Source organism: Kitasatospora sp. NPDC059160 (assembly GCF_042755465.1).
In the GTDB taxonomy this organism is placed as follows: Bacteria; Actinomycetota; Actinomycetes; order Streptomycetales; family Streptomycetaceae; genus Kitasatospora.
On record NZ_JBHZCN010000004.1, the window covers coordinates 103,547 to 120,408 of the forward strand.

The 16,862-nt window shown below is 73.1% G+C and carries 10 protein-coding genes; 4 read left to right on the top strand and 6 right to left on the bottom strand.

Going from position 1 to position 16,862, the window contains the following annotated elements; genetic code table 11:
- Positions 1–9 precede the first annotated feature (9 nt).
- Both ACFXOZ_RS02875 and pta read right to left on the bottom strand, forming a co-directional pair.
- A complete protein-coding gene (locus tag ACFXOZ_RS02875) occupies positions 10–1,233 on the bottom strand; it encodes an acetate kinase (protein WP_380521968.1) in 1,224 nt (407 codons plus the stop codon).
- The gene (gene pta / locus ACFXOZ_RS02880; protein WP_380586818.1) at positions 1,230–3,359 is read right to left on the bottom strand and encodes a phosphate acetyltransferase; all 2,130 of its coding nucleotides are present in this window, start codon (positions 3,357–3,359) and stop codon (positions 1,230–1,232) included. Before pta ends, ACFXOZ_RS02875 begins: the two co-directional genes overlap by 4 nt.
- Positions 3,360–3,537: 178 nt before the next feature.
- On the opposite strand from pta, the gene ACFXOZ_RS02885 reads away from it, so the two are divergent.
- Both ACFXOZ_RS02885 and ACFXOZ_RS02890 read left to right on the top strand, forming a co-directional pair.
- Positions 3,538–3,819, top strand: a complete 282-nt coding sequence (locus tag ACFXOZ_RS02885; RefSeq protein WP_380521965.1) for a type II toxin-antitoxin system Phd/YefM family antitoxin — start codon at positions 3,538–3,540, stop codon at positions 3,817–3,819.
- Positions 3,816–4,220: a type II toxin-antitoxin system VapC family toxin gene (locus tag ACFXOZ_RS02890; RefSeq protein WP_380521963.1), complete on the top strand. Its 405-nt coding sequence runs from the start codon at positions 3,816–3,818 to the stop codon at positions 4,218–4,220. The genes ACFXOZ_RS02885 and ACFXOZ_RS02890 overlap by 4 nt, the downstream gene beginning before the upstream one ends.
- 33 nt (positions 4,221–4,253) lie before the next feature.
- On the opposite strand, the gene glgB is transcribed toward ACFXOZ_RS02890, so the two are convergent.
- From glgB to ACFXOZ_RS02910, 4 genes are all read right to left on the bottom strand, one after another.
- Entirely contained in the window at positions 4,254–6,626 is a 2,373-nt protein-coding gene (gene glgB, locus ACFXOZ_RS02895; RefSeq protein WP_380586821.1) for a 1,4-alpha-glucan branching protein GlgB, read from the bottom strand.
- Between the two features lie 69 nt (positions 6,627–6,695).
- A complete protein-coding gene (locus ACFXOZ_RS02900) occupies positions 6,696–8,186 on the bottom strand; it encodes a phosphotransferase (protein WP_375891502.1) in 1,491 nt (496 codons plus the stop codon).
- A gap of 253 nt (positions 8,187–8,439) precedes the next feature.
- Positions 8,440–10,164: a maltose alpha-D-glucosyltransferase gene (gene treS, locus ACFXOZ_RS02905; protein ID WP_380521959.1), complete on the bottom strand. Its 1,725-nt coding sequence runs from the start codon at positions 10,162–10,164 to the stop codon at positions 8,440–8,442.
- Entirely contained in the window at positions 10,161–12,116 is a 1,956-nt protein-coding gene (locus tag ACFXOZ_RS02910; RefSeq protein WP_380522063.1) for an alpha-1,4-glucan--maltose-1-phosphate maltosyltransferase, read from the bottom strand. The genes treS and ACFXOZ_RS02910 overlap by 4 nt, the downstream gene beginning before the upstream one ends.
- Positions 12,117–13,177: 1,061 nt before the next feature.
- On the opposite strand from ACFXOZ_RS02910, the gene glgP reads away from it, so the two are divergent.
- Entirely contained in the window at positions 13,178–15,841 is a 2,664-nt protein-coding gene (gene glgP / locus ACFXOZ_RS02915) for an alpha-glucan family phosphorylase (protein WP_380586823.1), read from the top strand.
- A 90-nt stretch (positions 15,842–15,931) separates the two neighbouring features.
- Positions 15,932–16,831, top strand: a complete 900-nt coding sequence (locus ACFXOZ_RS02920) for a hypothetical protein (protein ID WP_380586826.1) — start codon at positions 15,932–15,934, stop codon at positions 16,829–16,831.
- Positions 16,832–16,862: the final 31 nt, after the last annotated feature.

A 16,862-nucleotide genomic window follows, 5' to 3' on the forward strand; every position in this document is an offset into this window, starting at 1 on the left:
GATTCCGTGTCAGTCCTCGGACAGCTCGCTCTCGCGGTGCACCAGGGCGAAGGCCTGCCGGGCGATCTCCAGCTCCTCGTCGGTCGGCACCACCGCGACCGCCACCCGGGAGAACCCGGGCGAGATGATCCGGGCGTCGCCCGAGCGCACCGAGTTCAGCTCCGGGTCCACGGCGATGCCCAGCTCCTCCAGTCCCGCGGTGGCCGCCGCGCGCACCGGCGCGGCGTTCTCCCCGACGCCCGCGGTGAACGCGATCGCGTCCACCCGGCCGAGCACCGCGTAGTAGCCGCCGATGTACTTGCGCAGCCGGTGGACGTACGCGTCGAAGGCGAGCCTCGCGTCCGCGTCCCCCTCGTCGGCGCGACGCATGATCTCCCGCATGTCGTTCTCGCCGCACAGGCCGCGCAGCCCGCTGCGGCGGTTGAGCAGGTCGTCGATCTGGTCGACGGACAGGCCGCCGACCCGGTGCAGGTGGAACACCACGCCCGCGTCGATGTCACCCGAACGGGTGCCCATGACCAGGCCCTCCAGGGGGGTGAGGCCCATCGAGGTGTCCACGCAGCGGCCGCCGCTGACCGCCGAGGCGGAGGCGCCGTTGCCCAGGTGCAGCACGATCACGTTGACCTCGGCCGGGTCCTTGCCGAGCAGCCGGGCGGTGGCCCGCGAGACGTACTGGTGCGAGGTGCCGTGGAAGCCGTAGCGGCGCACCCGGTGCTCGTCGGCGACGGCCTTGTCGATCGCGTAGCGGGCCGCGTACTCGGGCATCGAGGCGTGGAAGGCGGTGTCGAACACGGCCACCTGCGGCAGGTCCGGCCGGAGCGCCCGGGCCACCTCGATGCCGGTGATGTTCGCCGGGTTGTGCAGCGGCGCGACCGGGATCAGCCGGCGGATCTCCCTGAGCACCTCGTCGGTGATCACCGTCGGCTCGGTGAACCGCTTGCCGCCGTGCACCACCCGGTGGCCGATCGCGGCCAGCTCGGGGGAGTCCAGCCCGATGCCGTCGGCGGCCAGCTCCTCGGCGACGGCCTTCAACGCGGCCGAGTGGTCCGGGAAGGCCTGCACCAGCTCGCGCCGCTCGCCGGCCCGCGGGGTGTGCACCAGCCGGCCGCCCGCCTCGCCGATCCGCTCCACCAGCCCGGAGGCGAGCCGGGCGCCGTCCAGCATGTCGATCAGCTGGTACTTCACCGACGAGGAGCCGGCGTTGAGTACGAGGACGCGCGTCCCTGCGGTCATGCCTGCGGCTCCTTGTCGTCCTGGGCCTGGATGGCGGTGATCGCCACGGTGTTGACGATGTCCTCCACCAGCGCGCCGCGGGAGAGGTCGTTGACGGGCTTGCGCAGCCCCTGGAGCACCGGGCCGACCGCGACCGCGCCGGCCGAGCGCTGGACGGCCTTGTAGGTGTTGTTGCCGGTGTTGAGGTCCGGGAAGATCAGCACGGTCGCCCGCCCGGCCACCGGCGAGCCCGGCAGCTTGGTGGCCGCGACGTGCTCGTCCACCGCCGCGTCGTACTGGATCGGGCCCTCCACCAGGATGTCCGGCCGCAGCGCGCGGACCAGCTCGGTGGCCTTGCGGACCTTGTCGACGTCCGCGCCCGAGCCGGAGGTGCCGGTCGAGTACGAGAGCATCGCGACCCGCGGCTCCACCCCGAACTGGGCGGCGGTGGCGGCCGACTGGATCGCGATGTCGGCCAGCTGCTGGGCGTCCGGGTCCGGGTTGACCGCGCAGTCGCCGTACACCAGCACCTTGTCGGCCAGGCACATGAAGAAGACGCTCGACACGATGGACGCGCCCGGCGAGGTCTTGATCACCTCGAAGGCGGGGCGGATGGTCGCCGCGGTGGAGTGCACCGCGCCGGAGACCATGCCGTCGGCGATGCCCTCCTGGACCATCAGGGTGCCGAAGTAGGAGACGTCGGTGACCACGTCCAGGGCCAGCTCGACGGTCATCCCCTTGTGGGCGCGCAGCCGGGCGTACAGCTCGGCGAACTGGCGGCGCAGCGGGCTGGTGCTCGGGTCGACGACCCGGAGCTGGGCGCGGTCGGCGCCCGGGTCGTCCTGCGGGAGGACGATGCCCAGGCTCGCGGCCTTGCGGCGCACCGCGTCGACCTCGCCGAGCAGGGTGAGGTCGCAGATGTTGCGGCGCAGCAGGATCTCCGCCGCGCGCAGCACCCGCTCCTCGGTGCCCTCGGGCAGCACCACGTGCCGGCGGCCGGCCCGGGCGCGTTCCAGCAGCTCGTGCTCGAACATCATCGGGGTCACCCGCTCGGACCGGCCGACCTCGATCCGGTTGGTCAACTCGGCGGTGTCCACGTGCAGTTCGAACAGTCCGAGGGCGATCTCGGCCTTCCGGGGGCTGGCCGCGGTGAGCTTGCCCTCCAGGTGGGTCAGGGTGGCGGCGGTGGGCCAGCTGCCCTCCGGGACGACCGCGACGGGGGTGCCGGGGGCGAGCCGGGCGGCCAGCGCCATCACGTTCGGGCCGGGGTGCTGGCCGAGGGTCAGCAGCACGCCGGCGATCGGCGGGGCGCCGGCCGCGTGCGCGGCCAGCGAGCCGATCACCAGGTCGGCGCGGTCCCCGGGGGTGACCACCAGGGCGCCCTCGGTCAGCGCGTCCAGGAAGGTGGGCAGCATGGCGCCGCCGAAGACGAAGCCGCGCACGTCCCGGGCCAGGCCGGCCGCGTCGCCGAGCAGCACCTCGGCGCCGGTCGCCTCCACCAGCTGGGCGACGGTCGGCGCGGCCAGGGCCGGCTCCTCCGGGATCACGTACGCCGGGATCGGCAGCTTCTCGGTGAGCGCGCGCTGGATCCGCTGCTTGGCGCCCGGGGAGGTCCGGTTGGCGATCATCGCCAGGGTCTCGCAGCCGAGGTCGGTGTACGCCCGGTGGGCGTTGCGCACCTCGGCGATCACGGCCTCCGGGTCCTTGCCCTGGCCGCCGACCACCGGCAGCACGGCGGCGCCGAACTCGTTGGCGAGCCGGGCGTTGAAGGCCAGCTCGTCCGGGATGTTGGTGTCGGCGAAGTCGGTGCCCAGCACCAGCACCGCCTGGCAGCGCCGCTCCACCGCGCGGAAGCGGTCGACCAGCGCGGAGACCAGCTCGTCCTGCCCCTGGGCGGCCTGCAGCGCGGCCGCCTCCTCGTAGGTGAGCCCGTACAGCTCGGGGCCCGGCAGGTCGATCCGGTACCGCCCGCGCAGCAGCTCGACGACGTGGTCCGACCCCGGCCCGCCGGGCGCCGCCGCGTGCACCAGCGGACGGAACACCCCGACCCGGTCCACCTGACGGGTGAGCAGTTCCATGACCCCGAGTTCGACGGCCTGCCGGCCGTCCCCCCGGTCGATCCCGGTCACGTACACGCTGCGCGCCACGCGGATGTCTCCGTCCCGTCGCCTCGGAAGCTGGTCATATCGACCATACCTTCGCACCACGAACGCCCGTCCGCGAGCAGAGGCGGGGGAGAGGGACAAGGGACCAAGGGCCCGGACCGAGGACTTGCGTCGACACCAGCCCTTGATGTACCTACGTTATGTAGTTACATTGGCTGGTATGGAGACCATGGGACTGCGTGAGCTGAACCAGAACCCGTCGAAGGCGGTCGCGCGGGTCCGGGCCGGCGCGACGATCGTCGTGACCGACCGCGGGCGGCCCGTGCTGAGACTGGTGCCGGAGGCGGCCCCGGAGTCGACCCTCGAACGCCTGGTCGCGGCCGGCGAGGTCACTCCGCCCACCGAGCAGGGCATGCCCGAGCTCGCCCTCGACCTGCTGCCGGACGTCGGCAGCCTGTCGGACCTGCTGATCGAGGACCGGAACCGGGAGCGCGACCGTTGATCTACCTGGACTCCTGCGCGCTGCTGAAGTTCATCAAGCCGGAGCCGGAGACCGCCGCGCTGCGAGCCTGGCGGGAGGCGCTGCCCGACGGCACCGAACTGATCACCAGTGAACTGGCCCGGCTGGAGATCACCCGCACGCTGATCCGTGCGGGCCTGTCGCACCAGCTGGTCCCGTACCACGTGGACCAGGCGCTCCGGGGGGCCTACCGGGTCGACCTCAGCAGCGCGGTGCTGGCCAGGGCGCTCGCCTACCGCACTCCGCGGCTGGGATCGCTGGACGCGCTCCACCTTGCCAGCGCGGAGCCCTTCCGCGCCGAACTCACCGACTTCGTCACCTACGACCGCGAGCTCGGCCGGGCCGCCGAGGAGCTCGGGTTCCCGGTCACGGCCCCCCGGTGACGCCCGCCCGTGGGGGCGGGCGCCCGGGGCTGCTCAGGCCGGGCGGAGCCAGAGGGTGGCGAGCGGGGGGAGGACCAGTTCGGCGGAGCGGGGCTGGCCGTTCCACTCGACCGGGTCGGCCTTGATCGGGCGGGAGTTGCCGGTGCCGCTGCCGCCGTAGGCCTCGGCGTCGGTGTTCAGCAGCTCCTCCCAGAGCTGCTCGCGGCCGTCCAGGGCGGGCAGGCCGACCCGGTGGCCGTGGCGGACGACGGGGGAGAAGTTGCAGACGGCGACCAGCGGGGTGCCGTCGGCGGCGAAGCGGACGAAGGAGAGCAGGTTGTCCTCGGCGGAGCCGCCGTCGAGCCAGCGGAAGCCGTCCGGGGTGGTGTCCAGCTCCCAGAGGGCGGGGGTGTCCCGGTAGGCCCGGTTGAGGTCGCGGACGAGGCGGCGCACGCCCCGGTGGTCCTGGTGGGCGGGCCACTGCTCGTCGAGCACCCACCACTGCGGGCCCTGCTCGTGGTCCCATTCCGCGCCCTGGGCGAACTCCTGCCCCATGAAGAGCAGTTGCTTGCCGGGGTGGGACCACATGAAGCCCAGGTAGGCGCGGTGGTTGGCGCGCTGCTGCCACCAGTCGCCGGGCATCTTGGAGACCAGGGCCTGCTTGCCGTGGACGACCTCGTCGTGGGAGATCGGCAGGACGTAGTTCTCGGAGTAGGCGTACACCATCGAGAAGGTGATGTCGTTGTGGTGGTACTTGCGGTGCACCGGCTCCTTGGACATGTAGACCAGCGAGTCGTGCATCCAGCCCATGTTCCACTTGAGCCCGAAGCCGAGGCCGCCGGCGTCGGTGGGCCGGGTGACGCCGTCCCAGGCGGTGGACTCCTCGGCGATGGTGATCACGCCGGGGCAGCGCCGGTAGACGGTGGCGTTCATCTCCTGGAGGAAGGCGGCCGCGTCCAGGTTCTCCCGGCCGCCGTACTGGTTGGGCGTCCAGCCGCCGCCCTCGCGGGAGTAGTCGAGGTAGAGCATCGAGGCGACCGCGTCGACCCGCAGGCCGTCGATGTGGAACTCCTCGCACCAGTACACGGCGTTGGCGACCAGGAAGTTGCGCACCTCGGTGCGGCCGTAGTCGAACTCCAGCGTCCCCCAGTCGGGGTGCTCGGCGCGCTGCGGGTCGGCGGGCTCGTACAGCGGTTCGCCGTCGAAGCGGGCGAGGGCGAAGTCGTCCTTGGGGAAGTGCGCGGGCACCCAGTCGACGATCACGCCGATGCCGTGCCGGTGCAGGGTGTCGACCAGGTACCGGAAGTCGTCGGGGCTGCCGAGCCGGGCGGTGGGGGCGAAGTAGCCGGAGACCTGGTACCCCCAGGAGCCGCCGAAGGGGTGCTCCATCACCGGCATGAACTCCACGTGGGTGAAGTTCAACTCCTTGAGGTAGCGCGGCAGTTCCTCGGCGATGGCGCGGTAGGTGGTGAGCTCGGGCCGCCAGGAGGCGAGGTGCAGCTCGTACACCGACATCGGGGCCCGGTGGTGCGCGGTGCGGGCCCGGCGGGCCATCCACTCGTCGTCCTGCCACCGGTGGGTGGAGGAGGTGACGACGGAGGCGGTGCCGGGCGGGCACTGGGCGGCCCGGGCGAGCGGGTCGGCCTTGTCGAGGACCCAGCCCTGCCGGGTGTGGATCTCGTACTTGTAGGTGGCGCCCTCGGCGACGCCCGGGGCGAACAGCTCCCAGACGCCGGAGGAGCCGAGCGAGCGCATCGGGTGGCCGCTGCCGTTCCAGTGGTTGAAGTCGCCGATCAGCCGCACTCCGGCGGCGTTGGGCGCCCAGACTGCGAAGGCGGTGCCGGCCACGCCGTCGACGGTGCGCACGTGCGAGCCGAGCGCCTGCCACAGCTGTTCGTGCCGGCCCTCGGAGATCAGGTGCAGGTCGAGTTCGCCGAGGGTGGGCGGGGTGCGGTAGCCGTCGTGCTGGCGCTGGGGTTCGCCGTCGGGGTAGTCCACCAGCAGGGTGTAGTCCGGGGGTTCGCCGCCCGCCAGGAGGCCGGTGAACAACCCGCCCTGCTGGTGGGTGAGTTCGGCGGGGCCGTGGGCGGTCTCCACCACCACCCGGTCGGCGAACGGGCGCAGCACCCGGATCGCCGTCCCGCCGTGCACCGGGTGGGCGCCGAGCAGGGCGTGCGGGTCGTGGTGCTGCCCGTTCACCAGCCGGTCCACCTCGGCCGGCGGCAGCGGCGCCTCGGGCAGGCGCAGGGCGCCGACCGGGGCGTCCGCGGCGGGACCGGCCGGGGCGGCGGCCCTGCGGTCGGTCCCGCGTTCGGAGCCCCCGCGTTCGGAGCCCCCGCGGTCGGCGGCCCCGGGTTCGGCGGCCCCGGCCAGGAAGGTGGCCGGAACGGGGCGGGTGGGGCGGCCGGTCGGGTCGAGCGGCGTCACGGCGTGGTCCTCCAGCGGCGGGGATGGGCGAACTCGTGGCGGGCGGGCGGGCGGGACGGGAGCGCGGGGTCAGACGGACAGGGCGAGCCGGTTGATCGCGGCGAGCGGGATCGGCAGCCAGCTGGGCCGGTGCCGGGCCTCGTACACCACCTCGTACACCGCCTTGTCGATCTCCAGCGCCCGCATCAGCTCGGGTGAGGCGGCCGGGTCGGCGCCGCCCCCGGCGGTGTAGCCGGCGCAGAAGGCGGTGCGGTTGCGCTGGGCCCAGGCGGCGGCGAGGTGGGCCAGCTCGGGGTCGACCGGGCCGCCGGCCAGCAGGTGGGCGGCCGCGTAGTCGAAGGAGCGCAGCATCGCGGCGACGTCGCGCAGGGCGGGCTGGGGTTCGCGGCGCTCGTTGACGGATTTGGCGGGCTCGCCCTCGAAGTCCAGCAGCACCCAGCCGTGCGGGGTGCGCATGGCCTGGCCGAGGTGGAGGTCGCCGTGGATGCGCTGGACCGGCAGGCCGTCCGGGTGGGCGTCGGCGAGCTGCTGGAAGGCGGCGCGCAGGGCGGCGCGGAAGCGCAGCAGGCCGGGGACGGCGGCGACGGCGCTGTCCAGCCGGTCGGCCATCGCGGTGGCGAGCCGGCCGGTCTCGGTGCGGTCGAGCCGGGCGACGGGCATGGAGCGGGCGAGGACCCGGTGCACCTCGGCGGTGGCCCGGCCGAGCCGGTGCGCCTCGATGGCGAAGTTGCCGGGGGAGCGGTCGCCCTTGAGCCGGCCGACCTGGTCGAGGGCGAGTTCCCAGCCGTCCTCGGCGTCCGGCAGGTAGCGCTGGAGCAGTCCGAGGGTGGCGGGTTCGGCGCGTTCCATCCGGCTCTCGAACCAGGCGGCGACCCGGGGGATGCGGGTGGAGCCGGCCCGGGAGAGGGCGAGGGAGAGTTCCAGGTCGGGGTTGGTGCCGGGGTGGACGCGCCGGAACAGTTTGAGGATGTACGAGGTGCCGTAGATGACCGAGCTGTTGGACTGTTCGGCGGTGGAGGCGCGGCCGGGGAGGTTGGCGGGCAGTCCGGAGCCGGGGGTGCGGCGGAAGGAGAGCGAGCCGAACCGGTCGCCGGTGGCCAGGTGTTCCAGGAGGCGTCCGGTGAGTTCGGGGTCGTGCACGGCGTCGTAGAGGGCGGCGCCGTCGTACGGGCCCTGGGTGAGCCGGCCGAGCACGGCGCCGGGTTCGATCCCGGCGGGCCCCTGGGAGCGGATGCCGAGCAGCAGTTGGTAGGTGTCGCCGTGCGGGAGGCCGGCCGTGGTGGCGTGTTCGACCCGCAGCAGCAGGTGCAGCAGGGCCGGGTCGCCGACCTGCAGCGGGGTGCCGACCACCGGGACGAGGCCGGTGATGGGGCGCCCCTTCCCGGCGTACCAGCGCTGGGTGGGGAGCCAGTCGGCGATCAGCGGCAGGGCCGCCTGGACGAGCTCGCTGACCCCCAGGGCCGTTCTCCGGACCCCGGTGCCCCGCGCGCCCGGGTGCGGCGCGGAGCCGGCCGGGGCGTCGTGCTGCACATGGGCTTGCGAACGGGAGGTTTCGGACATGACTCCCTTTCCCCGGAAGCACGCGGACGGCCCGACGGGTCGTGGCCGGGGTCCGTCAGTCTTCCGGATTTCGGCGGCGCGGCGGTCGCGGCACGCGAGCACGGCTCGGGTGTCACGCCTTCGTGTGGGTGGCCGTTGGGCTGTTCTCCGTACGCGGTGGTGCAGAGAACTCCGGGGGCGCGGGGGTCAACTCGCGCCCCCGGAGGGTCTGGTGGTGCTGTGCGGGCCGCTGGTGGCAGGGCTCGGCGGATCGTTACTTCGACCGCCCGGTTCCGCTCGTGCGCGGGGGCTGCCGGAGTTGGAACCAGTAGAAGCCGTGGCCGGCCAGCGTGAGCAGGTAGGGCCACTCGCCGATCGACGGGAAGCGCACTCCGCCGATCAGCTCGACCGGGTACCGCCCGCCGTACTGCCGGAGGTCCAGCTCGGTCGGCTGCGCGAACCGCGAGAAGTTGTTCACGCACATGACCAGGTCCCCCTCGTACTCGCGCACGAAGGCCAGCACGGCGGGGTTGCTGGACGGCAGTTCGGTGTAGGTGCCCAGGCCGAACGCCGGGTTGAGCTTGCGGATCTCGATCATGCGACGCGTCCAGTGCAGCAGGGAACTCGAACTGCTCTGCTGCGCTTCGACGTTGGTCACCTGGTAGCCGTACACCGGGTCCATGATGGGCGGCAGACTGAGCCTGCCCGGGTCGGCGGAGGAGAAACCCGCGTTGCGGTCCGGGGTCCACTGCATCGGCGTGCGCACGCCGTCCCGGTCGCCCAGCCAGATGTTGTCGCCCATGCCGATCTCGTCCCCGTAGTAGAGCACCGGCGAGCCGGGCAGGGAGAGCAGCAGGGCGGTGAACAGCTCGATCTGGTTGCGGTCGTTCTCCAGCAGCGGGGCGAGCCGGCGGCGGATGCCCACGTTGGCGCGCATCCGCGGGTCCTTGGCGTACTCCGCGTACATGTAGTCGCGCTCCTCGTCGGTGACCATCTCCAGGGTCAGCTCGTCGTGGTTGCGCAGGAAGATGCCCCACTGGCAGCCGCCCGGGATCGCCGGGGTCTTGGCCAGGATCTCCGACACCGGGTACCGGGACTCCCGGCGCACGGCCATGAAGATCCGCGGCATCACCGGGAAGTGGAACGCCATGTGGCACTCGTCGCCGCCGGCCGTGAAGTCGCCGAAGTAGTCGACCACGTCCTCCGGCCACTGGTTGGCCTCGGCGAGCAGCACGGTGTCCGGGTAGTCGGCGTCGATCTCCTTGCGGACCCGCCGGAGGAACTCGTGGGTCTCCGGCAGGTTCTCGCAGTTGGTGCCCTCGCGGGCGAACAGGTACGGCACCGCGTCCAGCCGGAAGCCGTCGATGCCGAGGTCGAGCCAGAACCGCAGCCCGGCGATCATCTCGTCCTGGACGCGGGGGTTGTCGTAGTTGAGGTCCGGCTGGTGGGAGAAGAACCGGTGCCAGTAGTACTGCTTGCGCACCGGGTCGTAGGTCCAGTTGGAGGTCTCGGTGTCGACGAAGATGATCCGGGCGTCCGGGTACTGCTTGTCGTCGTCGGCCCACATGTAGAAGTCGCCGTACGGCCCGTCCGGGTCCGCCCGGGAGGCCTGGAACCACGGGTGCTGGTCGCTGGTGTGGTTCATCACGAAGTCGATGACCACGCGCATGCCGCGGGCGTGTGCGGCGTCGGTGAACTCCATGAAGTCGGCGAGGTCGCCGAACTCCGGCAGCACCGACTTGTAGTCGGCGACGTCGTACCCGCCGTCGCGCAGCGGCGAGGCGAAGAACGGCGGGAGCCAGAGGCAGTCGACGCCGAGCCACTGCAGGTAGTCGAGCTTGGTCGTGAGCCCCTTGAGGTCCCCGACCCCGTCGCCGTTGCTGTCCTGGAAGGACCGCACCAGCACCTCGTAGAAGACCGCACGTTTGAACCACTCCGGGTCCAGGTTCTTCTTCGAGGTCTCCGGAAAGGTGTCGGGGACGGGCTCGTTCACTGTCACGCTGGGTTCCTCCGAACCGTGAGGAGGTGAGCCGGCTCGGCTGAGGGATCGAGCCGGACGTAGTTGTGCCGGCCCCAGGTGTAGGCGGCGCCGGTGAGCTCGTCGTGCACCGCGTGGGGCCCGTCGCCGTCGAGCGTGACGGTGGCCTCCTGGACGTGGTGCGGGTCGAGGTTGACCACGGTGATGACCCGGTCGGTCAGGCCGTCGGCGGTGGTCGCGGTCTTGGAGTAGGCGAGCACCTGCTCGTTGTCGGTCGGGTGGAAGCGCAGGTCGCGCAGCTGCTGCAGGGCCGGGTGGCGCCGGCGCAGCCGGTTCAGCACGGTGAGCAGCGGGGCGAGGGTGTCGGTGCGGTTCCAGTCGCGGGGGCGGAGCTCGTACTTCTCCGAGTGCAGGTACTCCTCGGAGCCGGGGTGGGCCGGCTCGTTCTCGAACAGCTCGTAGCCGGCGTAGACGCCGTAGCTGGGGGAGAGGGTGGCGGCGAGCACGGCGCGGATCGCGAAGGCGGCGCGGCCGCCGTGCTGGAGGTAGGCGTGCAGGATGTCCGGGGTGTTGGCGAAGAAGTTGGGGCGCATGTAGGCGGCCGCGTCGCCGGTGAGTTCGGTGAGGTACTCGGTGAGTTCGCGCTTGGTGGTGCGCCAGGTGAAGTACGTGTACGACTGGTGGAAACCGATCTTCGCCAGGGTGTGCATCATCGCGGGGCGGGTGAACGCCTCCGCCAGGAACACCACGTCCGGGTCGGTGCGGGCGATGTCGCCGAGCACCTTCTCCCAGAACACCACCGGTTTGGTGTGGGGGTTGTCGACCCGGAAGATCCGGACGCCGTGCGACATCCAGAACCGGAGGGTCCGGACGGTTTCCTTGACGATTCCGTCCATGTCCTGGTCGAAGTTGACCGGATAGATGTCCTGGTACTTCTTCGGCGGGTTCTCGGCGTACGCGATGGTGCCGTCGGCGCGGTGGCTGAACCATTCCGGGTGCTTGTTCACCCACGGGTGGTCGGGGGAGCACTGGAGGGCGAAGTCCAGCGCCACCTCCAGGTGCAGCGCCCTGGCCTCGGCGACGAAGTGGTCGAAGTCCTCGATGGTGCCGAGGTCCGGGTGGACGGCGTCGTGGCCGCCCTCCGGCGAGCCGATCGCCCAGGGCGAGCCGACGTCGTGCGGACCGGCCGTCAGGGTGTTGTCCGGGCCCTTGCGGAAGGCTCGTCCGATCGGGTGCACCGGCGGCAGGTAGACCACGTCGAAGTCCATCGCGGCGACCGCCGGCAGCCGTTCGGCGGCGGTGCGCAGGGTGCCGGAGCGCGGCGGCTCGACCCCGTTCGGGTCCACCACCGCGCCCTCCGAGCGCGGGAAGAACTCGTACCAGGAGCCGAACAGCGCGCGCTCGCGGTCCACCTGGAGCGGCAGCGGGCGGGAGGCGCTGAGCAGCTCCCGCAGCGGGTGGCGGGCCAGCAGCTCCAGCACCTCGGGGGCGAGCGCGGCGGCCAGCCGGGACAGCGGCGGCAGGCCGGGGTCGCGCAGCGCGTCCGCGGCGGCCAGCACGTGCGCCCGGCCGTCCTTCTTCGGCACCCCGGCGGCGGCCTGCTCCAGCAGCCGGGCGCCCTCCTCCAGGACCAGCGCGGTGTCGATCCCGGCCGGCAGCTTCACCGCGGCGGTCTTCCGCCAGGTGGCGACCGGGTCGCTCCACGCCTCCACCAGGTACGACCAGCGGCCCGGGCCCGTCGGGGTGACGTGCGCGCCCCAGCGGTCGGTGCCCTCGGCGAGCTCGCGCATCGGCGTCCACGGGCCGCTGCGCCCGCGCGGGTCGCGCAGCACCACGTTGGCGTTGACGGCGTCGTGGCCCTCGCGGAAGACGGTCGCGGTGACCGGGAAGGTCTCGCCGACGACGGCCTTGGCCGGGCGGCGGCCGGCGTCGATCTGGGGGCTGACGTCCAGGACGGGGATGCGGCCGATCACGGTGTCGCTCTCTGTCGTCTTGCGGGCGGAGGGCTTGGTGGCGGTCTTGGTGGCGGTCTTGCGGGCGGGGGCCTTGCGCGCGGGCGTCCTCGCGGCGGTTCCCGAGGGCTCCGGCGGGGTGGCCCCGGAGCCGGCCCCCGCGGTGGCGGTGCTGCGGCGCGTGGTGGTGGTGCGCCTGCGCGGTGCCGCCGCCGGGCCCTCCTCGGCCCCGGGTTGGGGGGCCGCTGCGGAGGGCTGCGCCGTGGGAGCCTGTGCTGCGGAGGATTCGGTACGGACCGCCCCGGACACCCGGGGCGACGGCATCGCCGGGTCTGTCCGAGTGTCAGAATCCATCCGTCCGGCGGATTCCGCGACCGCTGCGTCGACGGTGTCGGCCACCGGTGTGGACTGGTCCCGCGTGTCGCCGTGCATGCCAAACTCCTGCCCGAGATCAGCGGCAGCTCCCGCGCGGGCCGGGGGTGGGCCGGGGGGAGTACCGGGAGGACTGCTGGGTGGGGTGGACGTGCGACCGGAAGCCTGCCCGCGCCGCTGTCCCCGGCAACCTGCCCGGCGCCCGCCGAACCGGTGGCGGGGCGCCCCGGAACCGGTGCGCGTTCCGGCGCACGCCTCCGCGGGCACGCCCCCGGGCGGGCCGGTCGACCCGTGAACGAGCCGACCGTGCGCGAGGACACGCGCCGGTGCGCGGCGAGCGCCGAACGGGCTAAGGGAGAAGGGGAAGGATCAACGCGAAAAGGATTCGGACGTGCTGCTCCACGGGGGACGCCACCCGTCGTCGTTGTCCCCGCAGCATCAACGACCTTCGGCCATCCTCGCACCGGCGACACGGTTTTCGCAGCGGTACGACAGTAGTTTCGGGATTTGTCCGGGGCCGTGGATCAGCCGGAAATGGATCTGTTCCGCAGAGTTCACGCATTGGTAGCGCGACGACCGGAAATGTGCGCCTCGCGCGCCCCCCGTGCAGACCAATGCGCCGAATGCGATCTCATCAATAGCCCGAACGGATGCCCAATAGTCCACTTGACCCGTAGTCGGACCGGGCGTCGAGGCTACGCTTCACCGCTGTGAAGGCAATCCGCAGATTCACCGTCCGCACCGTCCTGCCCGAACAACTCCAGCCGTTGCACGAGCTGGCCCTCAACCTGCGCTGGTCCTGGCACCCCGAGACCAGGGACCTCTTCCGGTCCGTGGACCCGGAGGTCTGGGCCGCGACCGGCGAGGACCCGGTGCGGCTGCTCGGGGAGGTCCCGGCCGCCCGGCTGGCCGCGCTCGCCGCCGACCGGCGCTTCCTGCGCAGACTCGGCGACCTCGCCGACGACCTGCGCGAGTACCTCACCGGCCCGCGCTGGTACCAGGCCCAACAGGACGGCGGCGCCACCCCGCCGCCCACCGCCATCGCCTACTTCTCGCCCGAGTACGGCATCGCCGCCGCGCTGCCCCAGTACTCCGGCGGCCTCGGCATCCTGGCCGGCGACCACCTCAAGGCCGCCAGCGACCTCGGCGTCCCGATCATCGGCGTGGGGCTGTTCTACCGGCACGGCTACTTCCGCCAGTCCCTCGACCGGAGCGGCTGGCAGCAGGAGCGCTACCCCCTGCTGGACCCGGACGAACTGGCCGTCAGCCTGTTCCGGGAGGCCGACGGCACCCCCTGCCGGGTCGACCTCGCCCTGCCCGGCGGCCGCACCCTCGCCGCGCACATCTGGAAGGCCCAGGTCGGGCGGGTCCCGCTGCTGCTGCTCGACTCCGACATCGAGGCCAACTCGCCCGCCGAGCGCGACGTCACCGACCGGCTCTACGGCGGCGGCAGCGAACACCGGCTGCTCCAGGAGATGCTGCTCGGCATCGGCGGCGTCCGGGCCGTGCGGGCCTACTGCCGGCTCACCGGGCACCCCGCCCCCGAGGTCTTCCACACCAACGAGGGCCACGCCGGCTTCCTCGGCGTCGAGCGGATCCGCGAACTGGTCGCCGCCGGGGCCGGGCTGGACTTCGCCGCCGCCCTGGAGTCCGTCCGGGCCGGCACCCTGTTCACCACCCACACGCCCGTCCCGGCCGGCATCGACCGCTTCGACCGGGAGCTGGTCGCCCGGCACTTCGACGGCGACGCCGCGCTGCCCGGCGTCCCGGTCGAGCCGGTGCTCGCGCTCGGCGCCGAGACCTGGGCCGGCGGGGACCCGAAGCTCTTCAACATGGCCGCCATGGGCCTGCGGCTCGCCCAGCGCGCCAACGGGGTCTCCACCCTGCACGGCGAGGTCAGCCGCTCGATGTTCAACGGCCTCTGGCCCGGCTTCGACCCCGCCGAGGTGCCGATCACCTCGGTCACCAACGGGGTGCACGCCGCCACCTGGATCGACCCGGCCGTGGTCCGCCTGGGCGCCGCCGAGATCGGCGCCGAACGCGCCGAGGAGGCGATGACCACCGGCGAGACCCAGCGCTGGACCGGCCTGGAGCGGATCGGCAACACCGAGATCTGGGACCTGCGCCGCAGCCTGCGCGCCCAGCTGGTGGACGAGGCCCGCCGCCGGCTGCGCGCCTCCTGGCGCCAGCGCGGGGCCGGCGAGGCCGAGCTCGGCTGGGTCTCCTCGGTGCTCGACCCCGACGTGCTCACCATCGGCTTCGCCCGCCGGGTGCCCTCGTACAAGCGGCTCACCCTGATGCTGCGCGACCCGGTCCGGCTGCGCGCCCTGCTGCTGCACCCCACCCGGCCGGTGCAGATCGTGGTCGCCGGAAAGGCCCACCCGGCCGACGACGGGGGCAAACGGCTGATCCAGCAGATGGTCGCCTTCGCCGACGACCCGACGGTGCGCCACCGGATCGTCTTCCTGCCGGACTACGACATGGCGATGGCCCAGCACCTCTACCCGGGCTGCGACGTCTGGCTGAACAACCCGCTGCGGCCGCTGGAGGCCTGCGGCACCTCCGGGATGAAGGCCGCGCTCAACGGCTGCCTCAACCTGTCCGTCCTGGACGGCTGGTGGGACGAGTGGTACGACGGCCAGAACGGCTGGGCGATCCCCACCGCCGACGAGGACGCCGGCGTGCTCGACCCGGAGAGCAGCGAGGCCGAGCGGCGCGACGACATCGAGGCCGCCGCGCTGTACGACCTGATCGAGGAGCAGGTCGCCGGCCGGTTCTACGACCGGGGCTCCGACGGGCTGCCGCACCGCTGGATCGCCATGGTCCGGCACACCCTGGTCACCCTCGGCCCCAAGGTGCTGGCCGGGCGGATGGTCCGCGAGTACGTCGAGCGGCTGTACACCCCGGCGGCGCTGGCCCAGCGCGAGCTGGCGGTCCGCGACCACGCCTGTGCCCGGGAGCTGGCCGGCTGGAAGGCGAAGGTCCGGGAGGGCTGGCCGGGCGTGCGGGTCGAGCACGTCGAGGCGGACTGTCCGGCCGAGGCCCAGGAGCTGGGCAGCTCGCTGGCGCTGCGGGTGCAGGTCGCGCTCGGCGCGCTGGAGCCGGGCGACGTCGAGGTGCAGGCCGTCTCCGGCCGGGTCGACGAGACGGACGGCATCTCGGACGCCGAGGTGCTCGCCCTCAAGCCGGTCGGCGGGCCCGACCTGGACGGCCGCACCCGTTACGAGGGCGCGCTGGAGCTCGGCCGCACCGGCCCGTTCGGGTACACCGTGCGGGTGCTGCCCGCGCACCCCCGGCTGGCGTCGCCGGCCGAGTTGGGGCTGGTCGCCCTCCCGGCCGAGTCGACGGGGATGGACGCCGGGCTGCTGCGCTGAGGCCCCGGACCGGGTGGCTGCCGTCCGCCGTTGCTACGGACGGCAGCCACCCGCTTGCCCCGGGTGACGGGCGGGGGGAGCGTGAAGGCCATGATGCGAACCCTGCGCGCCGCCGCCCTGGCCGCGCTCTCCGTGCTCCTCGTGGCGTGGCCGGCCCAGGCCGCCACCGCCCCCCTCCCGGCGCCACCGGCGACCGCGCGGCTGTCCCTGGAGGTCTGCCCGCCGCAGGACCCGGTGGTCCCGGGCGGGACCGGGACGCTGGAGGTGAAGGTCACCAACCAGGGGCCGGCCGCCACCACCGACGACACCCTGGTGGTGGTGCACCTCCCCGCGCCGGGCGTGGTGCGGTCGGCCGACCCGGCCGTCACCCTGACCTACTTCGGCACCGGCAGCTCGTACACGATCCCGGCCGGGCTGGCACCGGGGGCGGCCTCGGTCGAGCGGCTGGCGCTGTACGTCGCGCCGATCACCGAGCCCTTCCTCACCATCGACGGCGACGTCCAGGCCTTCTACCCGGGTGACCCGGACCAGTCCGGCCACACCACCGCGTACCGCCTGACCACCGCCGACACCAGGGCCCACTTCATGGTGGGCGCCTCCTCGGCCTGGCAGGCCGGGCACCCCGTCCCGCAGCCCGGTGACCTCACCGGCAGGCCCGGGGCGACGATCGACCTGCCGCTGTGGGTGTACAACGCCGGCCCCTCGTACTCGCGGCACCCGATCGACCTGGCGGTCACCGTGCCCGAGCACACCACGCTGACCGGCACGCCCCCGTACGGCTGCACCGCCACCGGGCCGCGCACGCTGACCTGTCACTACGCGAGCGGGCCGCGGTTCCAGGACGCGGTCTTCATCGACCCGGCCGTGGTGATCGACTCCTCGGCCGTCGCCGGGCAGGTGCTGCCGGGCGGCACGCTGGACGTGGTGGCCGCGGTGGAGGACCGCCCCTCGCCGGACTGGCACACCGACTACGTGGTGACGGTGGACTGACGCGGCCGGGGCCCGCGGGGCCCGGACATGG